Source organism: Kribbella sp. NPDC050241 (assembly GCF_044459685.1).
Taxonomy (GTDB): domain Bacteria; phylum Actinomycetota; class Actinomycetes; order Propionibacteriales; family Kribbellaceae; genus Kribbella.
Window position 1 is genome coordinate 635,176 of record NZ_JBITJE010000004.1, and the last position, 15,959, is coordinate 651,134.

The 15,959-nt window shown below is 68.1% G+C and carries 15 protein-coding genes; 5 read left to right on the top strand and 10 right to left on the bottom strand.

What is annotated here, in order from left to right:
• Nucleotides 1–32: 32 nt before the first annotated feature.
• The gene (locus tag ACIBG5_RS23175; protein WP_396393546.1) at nt 33–941 is read right to left on the bottom strand and encodes an NADP-dependent oxidoreductase; all 909 of its coding nucleotides are present in this window, start codon (nt 939–941) and stop codon (nt 33–35) included.
• Between the two features lie 177 nt (nt 942–1,118).
• On the opposite strand from ACIBG5_RS23175, the gene ACIBG5_RS23180 reads away from it, so the two are divergent.
• A complete protein-coding gene (locus ACIBG5_RS23180) occupies nt 1,119–1,703 on the top strand; it encodes a hypothetical protein (RefSeq protein ID WP_396393547.1) in 585 nt (194 codons plus the stop codon).
• Here ACIBG5_RS23180 and ACIBG5_RS23185 read toward each other — a convergent pair.
• From ACIBG5_RS23185 to ACIBG5_RS23200, 4 genes are all read right to left on the bottom strand, one after another.
• Nucleotides 1,697–3,388 (bottom strand): SulP family inorganic anion transporter, encoded by a 1,692-nt coding sequence (locus ACIBG5_RS23185; RefSeq protein ID WP_396393548.1) that lies wholly within the window; start codon nt 3,386–3,388, stop codon nt 1,697–1,699. The two genes, ACIBG5_RS23180 and ACIBG5_RS23185, sit on opposite strands and share 7 nt — an antisense overlap.
• 127 nt (nt 3,389–3,515) lie before the next feature.
• Nucleotides 3,516–3,794 carry a hypothetical protein gene (locus ACIBG5_RS23190; protein WP_396393549.1) on the bottom strand — a complete coding sequence of 93 codons (279 nt, stop codon included), beginning with the start codon at nt 3,792–3,794 and terminating at the stop codon, nt 3,516–3,518.
• 133 nt (nt 3,795–3,927) lie between these two features.
• Complete coding sequence (locus tag ACIBG5_RS23195) at nt 3,928–5,229, bottom strand: cation:proton antiporter (RefSeq protein WP_396393550.1); 1,302 nt, start codon at nt 5,227–5,229, stop codon at nt 3,928–3,930.
• 94 nt (nt 5,230–5,323) lie between these two features.
• Nucleotides 5,324–7,807, bottom strand: coding sequence for a LuxR C-terminal-related transcriptional regulator (locus ACIBG5_RS23200; protein ID WP_396393551.1), 2,484 nt, complete (start codon nt 7,805–7,807; stop codon nt 5,324–5,326).
• Between the two features lie 453 nt (nt 7,808–8,260).
• Between ACIBG5_RS23200 and ACIBG5_RS23205 the strand changes: the two genes are divergently transcribed.
• On the top strand, nt 8,261–8,977 hold the full coding sequence (locus ACIBG5_RS23205) for a hypothetical protein (protein WP_396393552.1): 717 nt from the start codon (nt 8,261–8,263) through the stop codon (nt 8,975–8,977).
• Between the two features lie 33 nt (nt 8,978–9,010).
• On the opposite strand, the gene ACIBG5_RS23210 is transcribed toward ACIBG5_RS23205, so the two are convergent.
• The 5 genes from ACIBG5_RS23210 to ACIBG5_RS23230 form a co-directional block, all read right to left on the bottom strand.
• Nucleotides 9,011–9,493, bottom strand: coding sequence for a hypothetical protein (locus ACIBG5_RS23210; RefSeq protein WP_396393553.1), 483 nt, complete (start codon nt 9,491–9,493; stop codon nt 9,011–9,013).
• A 22-nt stretch (nt 9,494–9,515) separates the two neighbouring features.
• Nucleotides 9,516–9,959 carry a hypothetical protein gene (locus tag ACIBG5_RS23215; protein WP_396393554.1) on the bottom strand — a complete coding sequence of 148 codons (444 nt, stop codon included), beginning with the start codon at nt 9,957–9,959 and terminating at the stop codon, nt 9,516–9,518.
• 114 nt (nt 9,960–10,073) lie between these two features.
• On the bottom strand, nt 10,074–10,724 hold the full coding sequence (locus tag ACIBG5_RS23220; RefSeq protein WP_396393555.1) for a hypothetical protein: 651 nt from the start codon (nt 10,722–10,724) through the stop codon (nt 10,074–10,076).
• The gene (locus ACIBG5_RS23225) at nt 10,708–11,532 is read right to left on the bottom strand and encodes a hypothetical protein (protein WP_396393556.1); all 825 of its coding nucleotides are present in this window, start codon (nt 11,530–11,532) and stop codon (nt 10,708–10,710) included. Before ACIBG5_RS23225 ends, ACIBG5_RS23220 begins: the two co-directional genes overlap by 17 nt.
• Before the next feature lie 6 nt (nt 11,533–11,538).
• Nucleotides 11,539–12,837 (bottom strand): hypothetical protein, encoded by a 1,299-nt coding sequence (locus ACIBG5_RS23230; RefSeq protein WP_396393557.1) that lies wholly within the window; start codon nt 12,835–12,837, stop codon nt 11,539–11,541.
• 246 nt (nt 12,838–13,083) lie between these two features.
• Here ACIBG5_RS23230 and ACIBG5_RS23235 point away from each other — a divergent pair, with 246 nt between their 5' ends.
• The 3 genes from ACIBG5_RS23235 to ACIBG5_RS23245 are packed head-to-tail and all read left to right on the top strand — an operon-like array spanning nt 13,084 to nt 15,955.
• A complete protein-coding gene (locus tag ACIBG5_RS23235; protein ID WP_396393558.1) occupies nt 13,084–13,584 on the top strand; it encodes a DUF1269 domain-containing protein in 501 nt (166 codons plus the stop codon).
• 15 nt (nt 13,585–13,599) lie between these two features.
• Complete coding sequence (locus ACIBG5_RS23240) at nt 13,600–14,079, top strand: hypothetical protein (protein ID WP_396393559.1); 480 nt, start codon at nt 13,600–13,602, stop codon at nt 14,077–14,079.
• 28 nt (nt 14,080–14,107) lie between these two features.
• On the top strand, nt 14,108–15,955 hold the full coding sequence (locus ACIBG5_RS23245; RefSeq protein WP_396393560.1) for a glycoside hydrolase family 15 protein: 1,848 nt from the start codon (nt 14,108–14,110) through the stop codon (nt 15,953–15,955).
• Nucleotides 15,956–15,959: the final 4 nt, after the last annotated feature.

Sequence of the window (15,959 nt, forward strand, 5' to 3'; positions counted from 1 at the left end):
ACACTACCGGCGCGTCCCGACAAAGGGCCGTATCAGTCCGTGGTCACCTGGATGATCGTTCTGCCGCGTTCGGTGAAGGCGGCCGGAGCGTCGGCCAGAGGACGGACGGTGCTGACGAGGGGGACGAGCCGGCCTTCGTGGAGGCGGGACGCCAGTTGGGCGAGCTGTTCGCGGTGGGGCTCGACCACGAAGAAGACGGCCCGGCCGTCGTGCGGGTGGACGGTGGGTGGATCGGCGATGGTGACGAGGGTGCCGCCGGGGCGCAGCAGCGCGGTGGAGCGGTCGCGGATGTCGCCGCCGATGACGTCCAGTACGACGTCGACCGCCCCGGCGTCCTCGAGGCGTTCGCGATCGAGGTCGAGGAAGGCGTGGACGCCTAGATCGGAGGCCATGGCCTGGTCGGAGGCTCGGCCGGTGCCGATGACGTGGGCTCCCGCATCGCGGGCCAGTTGTGCGGCGACGGAGCCGACGGCGCCACCGACTCCGTGAATGAGGACGACTTGGCCTGCTTTCAGCTGGGCGTGGTCGAACAGCGCCTGCCAGGCCGTCAGGCCGGAGATCGGCAGAGCGGCTGCGGTGACGTGGTCGACGTTCGCCGGGAGCGGGGCCAGATTGCGGGCCTCGACGGCGGTGAACTCCGCGAGGGTGCCGTTGCGGCTCCAGTCGGTCAGTCCGAAGACCCGCTGCCCGACCGTCAGCCCGGTGGTGCCGTAGCCGAGCTCGGCGACGACACCCGACAGTTCGTGGCCGGGGACCGTTGGCGTGCGGTCGTGGCCGGCGCGGTCGGTCCACGTCCCTGGCCAGTCCAGCTCGCCACGGGTGAAGCCGGCGGCGTGCACTTGCACGATGACGTCGTTCTCCGAAGCGTGCGGATAGGGGAGATCGGTCAGGGTCAATCCGCCGACGCCGGCCGCGCGGTCCCGGGCTGTGATGGCACGCATGAAGATCCTTGCGCTAGTCGTTGTGATGGTTTCGACATCGACCGTACGCGCTTGCGGCCCGCCACCGGTGGGCCATTTGACGGCGTAGGTGATGGGCCGCTTCCGCGGTGGCTGGCCCATGACCGTGCAGCCGGATTGGACCAGTGGTGCGGGCCTTTCGCGCCGTACCGTCGAAGCATGACCATTCCTGGTACGGCCGCGTCGTCAGCGGCTCTGGAGATCGTCTCCGCGTATCTGTCACCCGCCCTGCTGAGCCATTCGCACCGCGTCTACGTGTGGGCGGCCGCGTACGGCACGCAGCAGGGCATCCAGTACGACGCCGAGTTGTTGTTCACGGCTGCGATGTTCCACGACATCAGCCTGGTGGCGGAGTTCGACAGCCACACCGTCTCCTTCGAGGAGGCCGGCGGCCACGTCGCCCGGGTGTTCGCCGCGGGTGCCGGCTGGCCGAGCGAGCGCCGCGAACGCCTCGGTGAAGTCATCGTCCGGCACATGTGGCCCGACGTCGACGCGGCCGACGACCCCGAAGGTCACCTGTTGTCGCGCGCCGCAGCAGTGGACATCGTCGGAAAGAACATCGACGACTTCACTCCCGCCTTCCGAGCCGAGGTACTCCAGCAACACCCCCGCCTCGACCTCACCACCGAGTTCCTCACCTGCTTCCAGTCCCAAGCCGACCGAAAGCCCACCAGTTCCGCCGCCCGCGCAATCCAGTCCGGCCTCACCGGCAGAATCGCCGGGAACCCCCTCGACGCTCACTGATCCGGGGTGTCGGTGCGATGGCCGACTGCCCAGGTTTCTGCTTCGCGTAAGGCCTTTTCGGTTGATTCCCCGACCAGTTCGCTGGCCTCGAAGACGGTGACCGGACCGGAGACATCCACTCGGTCGGTACGGCGTAGCAGTTCGGCCAGGCCGTGGTCGACGCCGCTGAGGTACAGGCGGCCGCCTACCGCGTGCAGGGCGGCAGCGTAGTCGGCCAGGACCTTGACGAAGGTCGCGCCGACGGAGGTCCGGCCACGGAGCCGGAGTACGACGGCGGGCGCTTCGGCGCCGGCCGGATCGGGCAACCGGGCGCCGAGGGTGCGGGAACCCGCGTAGAGCAGGCTGCCGTAGACGTCGAGCACGATCGTCTGGTGGCTCGACAGTTGTTTGGGAGCCGGGTGCTCGATCCACCGGCCGTCGCCGGCGGGCTTCAGTTCGACGACCTTGAGATCCATCGCCTCCTGGTTGAGTTGCAGCAGCAGCGACAGCGTCACGCCGATCCCGACGGCGGCGGCGATCGGAAGGAACAAGGTCGCGACGAACGTCGAGACGATCGCGATCTGTGAGGTCGGGCCGGTGCGCATGATCGTCTTCAGCTCGCCCAGCCTGAGCGAGCCGACGGCCGCGAAGATGAGTACGGCGGCCAGGGTCGGCATGGCGACAACTCCGACCACGCCGGAGAAGGCCGCGAGGATCACCAGCATCCACAGACCCGCACAGATCGCAGCCCACCGGGTGCGGGCGCCGACTGCCTGGTTCAGAGCGGTCTGGCCGACCGAGCCGCCGACCGGTTGACCGCGGAAGAAGCCGGCCGCGAGGTTGCCCACGCCCTGCGCGATGAAGTCCTGGTTGGGGTTCGAGACGGTTCCGTCGCGGTTGGGTGCGGCCTCGGCGACCCCACTGCCCTGGACGAGGACGATGGCGGCGACGGACAGCGCACCGGTCACCAGGGAGAACGACAGCAGGCTGAGGTCCGGCAGGTGCGGCAGCGGAATACCGGGCGGAATCTCCCCGACGTCCTCCACCCGTGTCACCGAATCGGCACCGGCGATGATCACCACCGCGGTCGGGACGACCAGCGCGACCAGTGCGCCCACCGGGGCCAGGCGGGTCCGGGACAGACCGGCAAGGATGCCCAGGGCTGCCAGCCCCGCCAGCAGGGATGGGATGTCGATCCGCGACGGATGGGTGACAACGTCGACCGCCTTGGCCAGCGCGAATCCTCCACTGGCCTCCGCGCCGGTCAGGACGGAGATCTGGCCGCAGAAGATGTTGACCGAGATCCCGGTCAGGAACCCGATCATGACCGAGTGCGACACGAACCGCGTGTAACGCCCGAGCTTTGCGACCCCCGCCACGATCATCGCCACACCGGCGATGAGCGTCAGCAGGATCACGGCGTCCGGCCGGTCCGCGGGATCCACGTCCGCCAGTGCCGACCCGGCCGCCAAAGCCGCCGCGGAGGTCGTGGTGATCACCATGAGCCGGGTGCTCGACGACAGCCCTCCCGCGACCGGACCGGCGAACGACGCATACAGGCCGTGGATCGGGTTCACACCGACGAGTACTGCGGTTGCCATCCCGTCCGGCACGCTGCTGATCGCGCCCGGCAGACCGGCGACCACATCGGCGCGCACGTTCGGCCGCTCCGACCGGAGCCAACGGCGTACGGGATGTGCGCCCACGTCAGGTCGCCTCCTTCAGAAGGGCCTCATCCAGAAAGGGCCTCATCCTGTCCCGGCGCTGTCGAGCCTAGGGACCGGCGACCGCCGCAACCTCATCCCGGCAGGACGATCCGAGCGGACAGGGCTGCTACTCCGCTGTGCCGCTTCGTTCCGGAGAGAAGTCGCGGGACTGAGGTGCTTCGTCGATCCCCGCAGGGTGCGTGACTGCCGTGCGCAGTACCTCGGCGGCCAGTGCATCGACCGAGCAGTCGCGATACTCGGCCAGCACGATCAGAAGCATGCCTGCCTCGGCCAATTCGATGTGGTGATACGCGGCGAGTACGCCGGTGGCCTGCTCTCTGAGCGAGGCCGTCTCGGACTCGTCGATCCGGGGCCGATCGATTCCGTCGCCGGGCTGGAAGCCCATGATTTCAGACTTTCTGCGTCGCAAGCGGCATGCTGATGACCGAATAACAGCAGCCGAAATGTACCCCGCGAGAGCGATCCCGAAACTGGCCCGGTCTGATGGCGCTGCCGGCTGTTGTGGGACAGGGCTTTTGTCACGGCTGGTCGCTACGAAGGGCGTCGGGGCTGCCGAGATCTCTGGACGTACGTCGTGATCGAGGTCCGCCGCCCTGGTCTTCGTCGGCCTGCTCGAGGTGGACGTAGCGGCGTCCGAGCGGACCGGCCGTGACACCGTGGAGTACCACGCTCAGGAACACGGTGAGCGCAACGACGGCGACGACGCGCTCGACCACCGGGATCTCGCCGAGCTCCTCGACTGCCAGCAGCGCGAACACGACCGAGGCCAGGCCGCGCGGCCCGAACCATCCCACGAACAGAGCGGTCTTGCGGTCCAGACCCGCTCCGAGCAGGGACAGGGCGACCGGAACCATGCGGACCACGGTCAGACTCAGTACGGCGTACGCGAGGAGCGTGAAGCCGAAGTTGTGCAGGGCGATCGGCAGCAGCGCGGCTCCGAAGAGGAACCAGACGGCGAGTGCCATAACCTCGCCGACCAGCTCCGGCAGCTCGACGACGGTGTCCGCGTCGACAGTCTGCTCGTCGAGCGTTGCTCTGAAGGCGATGCCTGCCACGAACGCCGCGATGAATCCGTTGCCGCCGAACGCGACGGCGAGGGCGAAGCTGCTGAGTGCGGCAGCAAGCGTTCCGATTGGCCGTGCGTCGGCAATCATCCAGTGCCGTCGCGAGCCGACTGTCAACAGCCAGGCGCTCGCTGTCCCGATCGCAAGGCCGGCGATGAGCCCGACGGCGAGTTCGAGCAGCGCGCCGCCGCCGTGGTCGGCGCCGTCGTGACTTTCGATGCCGAGTTCACCGGCGGCGACAGCCAGCGTGAACGTGACGATCGGTGTGACGATGCCGTCGTTGAGTCCACTCTCCACGTTGAGTGCGCGACGCAGGCGCACGGGGATGAGGCGATCGTTGATCACCTGGGCGCTGAGAGCAGCGTCGGTGGGAGCCAGCGTGGCGCCGACGAAGCCGGCGAGCGCCCAGGTGAAATCGTCGAAGAACCAGGCGGCCAGGAGAGAGCCCAGGATCACGGACAGGGGAAGGCCGAGCGCCAGCAGGCGGCCGGGCAGGCGAATGTCTCGTTTCAACCTGGAGATGTTGACTCTGGCAGCATCGGAGAACAACAGGAGCGCCAGCGTCAGCTCCGCGAGCAGATGGACGGAGGGCGCCTCGACGTCCACCGAGAGCGGGCCCCAGTCAGGGTTCCCCAGTGCATAGCCGGCGACCGCGAACACCAGCGGACCGGTGATGTTCCAGCGGGCCAGGAGGCCCGAGATCACTGCCCACGCGAGGATCAGAAGCGCGAGGACCGCGAACGTGCCCTCCGTCACCGCCCCGCCTCCGTCGTCACGGGTTCGAACCGGTACGCCGCGAGCAGTGCACGGACGTCAGCGGTGAGCTGATGGAGGCCGCTCATTTCTCACCTCAGATCTCGGGGCGTGGGGGAAGCAGACCCAGCTCCCACGCTCGCCGTACGGCCTCGTTGCGCCGGGAGGCGCTCAGCTTGCGCAGGATGCTCCGCACATGGCTGCGGACCGTGTTGACCGAGACATACATGATGCTGGCGATCTCTTCGGTGGTCAGGAGCTCGGCGAGGTACTCCAGCACCTCGTGCTCCTTGCTGCTCAAGGCGACGGTGACGACGAGTTCGTAGCGGCTGCGAGTCGATTGATCCGCGGCGCCGTCGCGGGTGGATCTCGGCGCGCGGAGCCAGGCGTGACGCCGCATCAGTTCGCCGGTTGGCTGGAGCAACGTTCGCAGCGGTGGCGGCGCGTCCGAGAACGGACGGCGGAGGTGCTCGGGCGCGGCCAGTCGCAAGGCGCGCTCCACATGGAGATCGCTCCGGCCGGACTCGCCGGCTCTGATCGACTCCGCGGCTTGAACCAGCCAGCTGTCGATCTGCGTCTCCAGGGATGTGGCCCGCTGCGTGACCGGAGACGGCAACGCAGGACCCCGCACTCCAACCTCTGTAGCCGCCCGCTGCAGCACGAGGATCGATTCGACCTGGTGGCGGCCAGGGGAGTGCTCGATCACAGCGATGGCCTCATGTGGCAGGTGCTGAGCCACAAGAATCTTCGCCTCGTCCACCAGGAGGGACTGGCCGAGCCAATCGTCAGTTCCGCCGCGATAGCTGTTGCCGGCCGCCCTCAGCTCAGCCCGAGCCAGGTCGGCATCTCCTCCGGCCCGGAGCACTCTTGCCCGGACCAGGGCCGCGAGGGCTGCGAGAACCCGGACATCGAACGTCGGTACGGCGTCCCCGGCGCGATGCACCAGGTCCCGGGCTGCCGTGAGCTCACCTTGGTCCGCACTCACCCAGGCTCGGGCCACGATCGCCGACTGGGGCTCATCCAGGCGAGCCCCGGACTCCGCTGAAGCGGTCGCCTGCGCGGCGAGCTCGCCGGCCCGCCGCAGGTGTCCCCACACCGCCTCCACCAGCGCGGCCATCCCCAAGGCGTCTGCCAATGCCTCGTGCAGACCGGCTTCGTCGGCAATCGCGATCGCCTCGGCGAAGGCCTCCGCGGCTCCAGGGAAGTCACCGCGCTGGAGCAGGACCCGGCCTTTGCATCCGGCAACGAGGAACGTCAGCTCCGGATGCAGGGCCCTCGATCCCACCGATGCCGCGCCGAGGCCCGCCTCGGCGGCGAGCGTGGCGTCCAACGCCGTGGTGACATCGGCCCGAAGACTCGCCGAGATCGCTTGCAGCACGCTGATCGCCAGCTCGTGGGTGGGTGTCCGTGGTGGGACGCCCTGCTCCAGGCTGCGTCGAGCCTTGCTCAGTTCCGCCGTACACCGCTCGACATCGAACTCCGCGAGTGCTCGAGCGGACCGCACCACCGCGGCATCCGCTCCCTCCACGTCGTCGGGAAGGTCAGCGACCAAAGCTTTCAGTAGCTGCCGCCGGCGCCCGACAAGTAGCTGCGCGAAGTCGAATTCTTCCACCAGATACCGTGCCGCATCCCCCCAGTGCCCGGCCGTGACGGCGTGGTGGACCGCCGTCAGCCGGTGCCCGTTCTGCGCGAACCAGGCGGCGGCGGTGCGGTGAAGCTCGGGGACCAGAGCCGGCCGTTCGAACAGCAGTTCCGCCCGGAGGAACTCACGGAAGAGTGACTGGTAGCTGTAACAGTCGCCGGTGCCGGGAACCCGCTGGGTGAACGCGTTCCCGTGGGACAAGAACTCCAGCGACCGACGGTCACAGACGCGACCCGTCAGCGCCTCGGCCAGCTCGGGCCAGAGCTTGTCGACGATGCAGGTCCGGAGCAGGAAGTCCCGCAGCGCGGAGGGCTGCGTCTGCAGCACCTCGGTCATCAGGAACGCCGCCACGTTCCCCATATCGCCCCGAAACTCCCGGATGGCCTGTGCGGTGTCGGCCTTCCCGGCCAGATTCATCGCCGCGAACGTCAGGCCCGCCGGCCAGCCGTCCGTCCTGGCGCAGAGTTCTGCCACCTCGGCCGGCGTCAGCTCGAGGTTCTCCTGCCGCATCAGGCCGGCGGCCTCCTCCACCGTGAAGGCCAGGTCGGCGGCGCGAATCTCGGTCACGGTGCCCGCCAGCCGGTAGCGATAGAGCGGCAGCGGCGGATCCGCGCGGGTCAGCAGGACGATCCGCACGCTTGCATTGCCCCGGACGAGGCGATCGACGCTGTCCCAGAGCTCCGACGTCAGGGTGAGATCGCCGCAGTCGATCACGAGGACCAGCGCGGGCTCTTCGGCGAGGCCGGCCCCCCTCAGGTGGAGGCCGTCGAGTACGGACTGCAGCGAAGCCGTGGCGTGCTCGCCGGCGGCGTCCACAGTGATGTGCTTGACCGGGCTGCCCCAGGTGCCGAGTGCCTCCCACGAGAACAGGAGGATCGTCTTCCCGAAGCCCGCGGGCGCACTGACAAGCGTCAGCGGGCCCTGTACTCCTTGGCTCACCAGGTCCAGAAGACGCTGCCGAACCACCGTCCGCCAAGGTGTCGCCGACGGATCCGGCCGGGCCGTCTGCCCCCCGTTGTGCATCGGAATCAAGCGGTGTGCGCGCCCGTCCCCTACCTGCTGACCGCCCGGCATCTCCCCTCCCGGCGATTGACCACTCGACTGGTCGACGGGCGGTGCGCGGTGGTTTCACCGCAGCTTTCGAGACGGAATGACACCGATATTCGTCGACCCTACCCATGCTGCCCCAGGACTGGCGGCGGTAGCTCACCCCGCACGGGTGAGGCGGGCCTGCCTTCGCCACTGCCGGACGCACGCCCGCCTGCAGCCGCAAGAGCCCTGACCCGTTTCACCCTGGCAGGAGGAGGCGAGGACCTGTGGGCCCGGTGCATGCTGACGCTGAGCTCGATGGCGGAAGAACGCGATCGAGAACCGGGGCAAAGGACTGAGAACGTGAGCGAGCTGAGGCGGTCATCCGGCGCCGATTTACCCGATCCCGGCACATCCCGCAGCACGAGCCGAACGATCCGGTCGTGGTGTGTCTACCTGGCCACCACAATCGGTCTCGTCTGCGCGATCGCCACGTGGGGTCTGGTCGGGGTCGTCATCAGTGTGGTCGTTGTCGCGATGGCGACGGCCGTCGTCGCCTCGTCCATGTGGGGAGGGGACGGACGGGTCGCGGTGGCCAGGGTCGTTCGGGTCACGCTCGGCGCCGGGCTGATGACGCCCGCGGCCGTGGGCCTGATCGCGGTCGCCAAGGTCGCCGGCGTCTTGGTCGTGGTGATCCTGGCGCTGACCACGCCGGCTCTCACCTCGCTGGTCCGGGCGCGACGGAAGGCCAACGGGGATCGTCCCGTCGTAAGGCCGGAGCCGACGACACCATATAACTCCGTGACGTCGCTTGCCGACGGTCCCGCGGCCGCCCCGGCGCCGGAGCTCAGTTCCCTCGGCGATGAGGCGTTGTGCCTGGCCTGGCGCCGGAGCTTCCGCCTGCTGGAGACTGCCGCGACGGCCGCGGAGCGCCTGACCGTTGTCAAGAAGCGTCAGCAGTACCTCGACGAGCTCCAGCGGCGATCTCCGGAGGGACTGGCGGCCTGGCTCGCCTCCGGCGCACGAGCATCCGGCAACCCGCTTCCGTACGTCGACGATGCGCGGCGCCGAGCCAGCTGAGTCACGGACCCAGCTGGGGCGCCGCGCCGTCACTCAGGCCATCGGAGGGATGCGCTGCTTGGTGGCAGAGAGCTGGATTTCTTCCTGCTCGTTCCAGTCCACGTCGCCCTGCCCACCGATCCGCTCCCGTACGTCGGACCACCGGACGGTGAGCGCGAACAGTACGACGGTGTCCAGCGCGATCATCAGCAGCGACCAGACGGGGTAGGCCCCGAGCCAGGCGATCTGCGTCACCGCGTGCAGGCACACGAGCACGATGGCCGCGAACCTGGCCCACGTCTGTGCCGCGAGCAGGCCGGCGGCCACGCCCAGCATGAGCAGCCCGGAGATGAGCAGCACCCATCCGTACCCGGTCGTGTCCACGACGATGAGGTTGTTCCGCGTCATCGCCAGACGCTCGTCGTTGAAAAGGGCGATGAATCCCTGGAAGACGTTGACCATTCCGATCACCACGAGCAGCGAGCCGGCGAACACAACGATGCCGGCCAGGACGCCCCCGCCTCTTTTCTCAGCCATCTCGGTCCTCTCTCGTCGGCCGTCAGGCTCTGGCGTCGTGGAGATCGCGACCGTGTACGGCCAGCGCCCAGATGACGAAGATGTCGATGGCGATGATGGTGATTGCCCAGAACGGGTAGTACGGGATGAAGGTGAAGTTGGCCAGCGCACTCAGCACGGCCAGGATGATGCCCACCACCCGCGCCCAGGTCTGGCCCGCCATGACCGCGAACCCGGCCAGCATCACCACGATGCCGAACAGCAGGTGGATCCAGCCCCACGCGGTGGCGTCGAACTGGAACAGGTAGTCACGGGTGGCTACGTAGAACTCGTTCTCGAAGAGTGCCACCAGACCGGAAAATGCCTGGAAGCCTCCGGACATGACCATCATGACGCCGGCGAACAGGATGAAGCCGACCGCCCAGCCGCTGACCTCGTGTTCCTCGCCCGCGCCTTCGTACTGCGATGCTGCAGCCCCTTGTGCCACTGTCGTTCACTCCTTTGTCACGTCGTGATCGAACCGCTCCGCCGCAGCGGAGGATGGCACCAGGCTGACCTACCACCTCAGGCCCGGCATCATCCCCAGGGGACGAGCGACCGCTCAGATCTCGACGCTGATCGGGAAGGTGGCGATCCAGGCGATGGCGGCGACGAAGACGAGACAGCCGACCCCGAGGAGGATCCAGCGCAGGCGGCGACGGGCGATCTTGGTGCTCATCCCGGCGAAGAACAGGACCACGGCGTACAGGACGACGGTGAGTACATAGTTGCTGGCTATCTGTATGTCGCGGAGCACGTCGGTCGCGGAGGCCGCGGCAGCCGCGTCGAGCCGTTCAGCCTCCTGCCGCGACGCGAGCTGGTACTGCGGCATGGCGAAGGGCGTCGGCGGCGCATCCGGGTTCGTGGCCGGGCGGGTCGCCATCCAGGCGTTGAACGCGGGCCGGAACTCCGGGCGGAAACGCTCGGCGTAGAAGTCGGCGATGGCGGCGTCACCTCGGCGATCCGCGTCCACCCACGCGATGAAGGTGGCGACGTCCACCTGGGTCTGGGCCTGGGCCTGGCCTTGCGCCCGGGCAGCGTCGATCCGAATCGCGTTCGTGCGGCCGGCCGCCTTGGCCTGCTCGCCGTTCCACCGGGTCGCCTGGTAACTGCTCCACGAGGTCCCGACGGCGGCGACCACCAGCAGGACGGTGACCAGCACCTCCTGCCAGGTGCGGCCACGATCGGGCTTCTCCTCAGCGGCGGTTGCCATGCTCGTCACACGGAGGGGCCACTTCGAGCCCGACGATCTCGAGTTGGGTATCGATCAGGCTGATGGTTCGCGTCATCGCGGTCGGCTCCAACCTTCCCACTCCTGCGCCGTGTGGATGGTCGAAAAAGACGAGCAGGAACAGCAGCAGTGTGATGACCACCGTCACACTGCCCATCAGGACGCCCTGCGTCACCGCGCCCTCGGCCCGGTCGGCGAAGAACAACAGGTACACGAAGATCACCACCGAGATCACCGACAGGACCAGCCACAAGGGCGTCGGGATGATCCCCTCCGCTCCGTGCACCCTGTCGATGCGCGCCTGTTCCCGTTGGGCGGTCTGATCCATCCACCGGTCGTACGCCGACTGCTCGGTCGGCGTACTCGGGTTGACGGCCGACATCGTCAGGAACATCTGCACACCCCACGGGTTGACGGAGTTCCTGAGCGTGCCGTTGTCCATGGCCACCCACTCCGGTCCGGCTACGGACCGTGCGTAGCAGATCAGGTAGCCGGTGAGCGCCGCCGCGGTCTTGTCAGGCAGGTACTGGGCGGTCTGAACCTGCTGCGCCACAATGGTCGCCTCGGTCTCGGCGCCGGCTCGCGAATCGTCGTACGAGGTGAACGACAAGAAGATGATGAAGCCGAGAAGGACCGAGAATCCGGTGGCGAGTACACCGAAGACGCCCGAGGCGCGGTCACCGTCGCTGAAGTAGCTGCCCTCCGGCGCCCGCCTGCGCACGAGGAGCATTGCAGTGACGGTGACCGCGGTCACGAGAACCGTGACCACCAGGGCCCAGACGATGTTCATGCGCCGCTAGTTCACGGTTCCGGGTACGGCTTCGGCTTCGGCCGGTGGGACGGGACGGGAGGCGGTCGTCGCCCGGCCGGCGCCGACCAGGACCTGCACGACAATCAGCAACAGGGCCACGAGGGCGAGCGACCAGAACAGCCGGGACGTCGAGATGTTGTTGCCCCAGAGCAGTACGACGGCGCCCAGGAAGCCAATGGCCACCCGCAACCATCGGGCGTTGGCCGCGACCCAGCGGCCCGCGCTGCCGACCGGGCCGTCGGCCAGGGCTCCGCCGACGCCTTCCAGACCATCGCGGATGGCAGCGCGGACGGCAGAACCGGACTTGTTGGGTCCCGCGAACCAGCCGATGACCACGATGACCAAGCCGAGCCGGAAGAACACCTCCCGGCCACGCTCGAGGTAGGAAAGCAGCTGGTCGTAGAAGACCGCGCTCGCCGGACCGAACGTCGTACCTGCCAAGGCGTCGATGAACAACTGCCGTCCGATGGTCAGCGCCAGCGCGATCAGCAGTGCGTTCCCGGCCAGCAGTGCCCCGATGATCACCGTCGTCCGTGGACGCCGCCGCGAGAGCACCAGAGCGAGCAGATAGAGCAGCGCCACCACCACGATCAGCCACTGGGCCACCGGGTTCGCGAACGCATAGATCGTCCGGAGTTGCTTCACCTGGGGTGCTTCCACCAGCACGATCTGCTTGTCGACGTCGGGGACGGGCACGTTCTGCAGGATGGTGAGGCCCCGATCGATCAGGCGTTGCTTGACCTGGTCGATGACCTGGGAGACATCGAGGACGATCTGCTCACCCTGCAGCGAGACGGCGCCGCTCTGATCACCCTTCAGCACCCGCTGGAGGGTCTGCTGGGCCCTGGTGTTGGCGGCCGTCCAGAGATCGGCGAACGCGTCCGAGGCGATGAATTCCCGGACCTGGCGGTCGATCAGGCTGTTGATCGCACCGGACAGGGGCCCGACCAGTCGCTGCAAACGCGGCCGGTCGGTGATGACACCGGCGAACACGTCGTTGAGGAGCGCCTCGATGTCGACCTGATCCTGGATCGTGTCGGTGACCTTCGTGGCGATGGCGTTCTGTACCTCTGGCGAGTTCACCAGCGGGCCGACAGTGTTCACGTAGCGTGTGGTGTCGTTCAGCGTGCGTTGTCCCCAGTACGCGATCGCCGCCGGCGTCGTCAGCAACGCCGCCAGCACCAAGCAGACGATCACCGCGGCCGACCGTCCCCTGGATGGCCGCTTCGCCTCGGGCGTGCTGCCTTCTGGATCGCTGGACAGCGTGGAGTCCGGGACGGACATGCTGCGCCTCCTCGCCGGTCGGGCCAAGGTATCGATCGTCTCCGCAGCGGGCGAACGGAACCTCACCCCGCACGGATGAACCTCGGGCTCACGCCTGGTCGCAGCCGAGGGATCCGGGGACGGGCCGCCGCTCGGTGCACCTAGTCCGCCGGGGGTGAGGCGTTCGGCCGGGGCCGGGAGGAAAGGTGTGCACGACAGGTACGTCGGACCGCGCGATCGCGGTCGCCCGATCCAGAGGAGAGACCCGTGGGATCTGACATCAAGGCTCCAGTCGACCTGTACATCGCTGCATATCCGGGCGCGGAGGCGGCACAAGGTGATTGGGACGCCATCAAGCAAGCTGCTTCGGACGATGTGATCAAGGTCGACGGGCTCATCCTCGTCAGCCGCGGCTCCGACGGCAAGATCAACGTCGACGACGACTTCCACACGGCCCGGAAAGGTGCTGCCTGGGGCGCGGTCGGCGGTGCGGTCATCGGCCTGATCTTCCCACCCAGCCTGCTGGCGAGTGCCGCGGTCGGTGCGGGTGCCGGACTCGGAATCGGTGGGCTCAAGTCCCACCGGGAGAAGAAGGCGATCAAGGCCGACCTCGAAGACACCTTGCCGCTCAACAGCTCGGGCATCGTGGCACTCTTCGAAGAGACGTGGGTCACGGATGTCGACAAGGCGCTGTCGCATGCGGACAAGGTGACCAAGCACGAGGTCGACGCGGACAGTGCGGACGAGGTCAAGAAGGCCGCCGAGTAGTCGCGAGCAGAAGCCATGCTGCGAACCGGCGTACGTCGATCGGTCGCCGCCGCGTTGGTGACCGTTGCTCTGCTCGTCGTACCGACGGCCTGCAGCGACAGCTCGACACAGGGCACGACGGCTCCGTCACCGACTGCGGCGCCGCCGGCAACGGGGGAGCCGGCGGCGGACTGCGCTGCCGCGTCGGCCCTGAAGTCGTCCCTGGACACCCTCACGAGCGTGCAGCCGTTGCAGGATGGTCTGACCGCGCTGAACACCGCCATGGCAGGTGTCAAGACCAGCCTGGACGCCGCGGCGGCATCGGCATCGGCTGCACTGAAGCCCGCCGTAGAGGGTGTCAAGACGGCGTTCTCAGAATTGGAAACCGCGGCCAGTGGCCTGACCGCGGACAACCTCAGGCAGAAGGCTCCGGCGATCAGTACGGCGCTCACGCAGGTCGGCACCGCGGCCTCGTCGCTGGCGACAACGCTGAAACAGAGTTGTCCGGCCGGCTGACCCGTCGCCCATCACGAGGAGCGCTGCGATGAAGCACTACCCGTTGATCGCGGATCACGGGCTGATCGGGGACCTGCAGACCGCCGCCCTCGTCAGCACGGACGGCTCGATCGACTGGTTCTGCACACCCCGCTTCGATTCGCCGAGCGTGTGCGGGGCGCTGCTGGATCACGAGAAGGGCGGCCACCTCCGGATCCGTCCGGCACACGGCACGTTCGACACCAAGCAGCTGTACTTCCCGGACACGGCGATCCTCATCACCAGGTTCCTGACCGAGGCCGGCGTCGGTGAGGTGATCGACTTCATGCCGGTGACGAGCAGTACGCAGGCGACCCTGAACCACCGGATCGTGCGGCTGGTCCGCTGCGTCCGCGGCCGGATGACGTTCGACGTGCACATCGCGCCGCGGTTCGACTACGGACGCAGGTCCCATCAGTGGCATGCGACCGAGCACGGCGGAGTCTGCACGAGCGATGGCTCGGCGCTGACCTTCCACATCGTGCGGGAGCCCGACGACGAGCGTCTCGCCCGGCCGCGGGTCGACGACACCGGCGACGTACAGTTCTCGCTCACCCTGGAGGCCGGCCAAGTCCGCGGCGTGGTGCTCGAGACCGCGGCCGACGGCCCGCCACGGGAGATCCGGGTCGCCGAGGCACAGCGGCTGCTGGACGAGACTGCCCGGTTCTGGCGGACCTGGCTGGCTCAGTCCACCTACACCGGTCGCTGGCGCGAGATGCTGCAGCGGTCGGCGATCACGCTGAAGCTCATGACGTACGCGCCGTCCGGGGGCCTGGTGGCCGCGCCCACGGCTGCGCTGCCCGAGCAGATCGGCGGTGAGCGGAACTGGGACTACCGCTACACCTGGATCCGCGACGCGTCCTTCTCCATCTACGCCCTACTGCGGATGGGGTTCACCGAGGAGGCCACCGCCTTCAGTGGCTGGCTGCGGGACCGCGTGCAGGAGAAGGCAGGAGGGGCCAGTGGGCCGCTGAACATCATGTACCGCGTCGACGGCTCGTCCGACCTCACCGAGGAGAGCCTGGATCACTGGGAGGGGTATCGCGGCTCCCGCCCGGTGCACATCGGCAACGGTGCCGCCGACCAGTTGCAGTTGGACATCTACGGCGAGGCGCTGGACAGCCTCTACTTCGCCGACCAGCGCGGGCTCGAAATGGGCCACGACGGCTGGCTCGCGATCCGGGATCTGATCGACTGGCTCACCGACAACTGGGACCAGACCGAGGAGGGCATCTGGGAGACGCGGGGTGGGCGCAAGGAATTCACCTATGGCCGCGTCATGAGCTGGACCGCGCTCGACCGGGCGATCCGGCTCGCCACCGGCCGGTCGCGGCCGGCCCCGCTGGATCGGTGGATCCAGGCCCGCGACGCCATCTACGAGCAGGTGATGGCACGCGGATGGGATCCGGAACGCCGGGCCTTCGTCCAGCAGTACGGCAGCAAGGTGCTCGACTCCTCCCTGCTGCGCATGCCCACCGTGGGGTTCATCGCGCCGCAGGATCCGCGGTGGCTCTCGACGTTGCGGGCGATGGATTCCGAACTGGTCACCGACAGCCTCGTCTACCGCTACAACCCCGAGGCGTCGCCCGACGGCCTCCGCGGCTCGGAGGGCACGTTCTCGCTGTGCACCTTCATGTACGTCGACGCGCTCGGCAAGGCCGGCCGGATCGACGAGGCACGGCTCACCTTCGAGAAGATGCTCACCTACGCCAACCACCTCGGCCTGTACTCCGAGGAGATCGCCCTCACCGGCGAGCAGATCGGCAACTTCCCCCAGGCGTTCACCCACCTCGCCCTGATCGACGCAGCCATGACGCTGGACGCCCAGCTCGACCGCACACGGCCTTCAGAGCGCTGAGAGA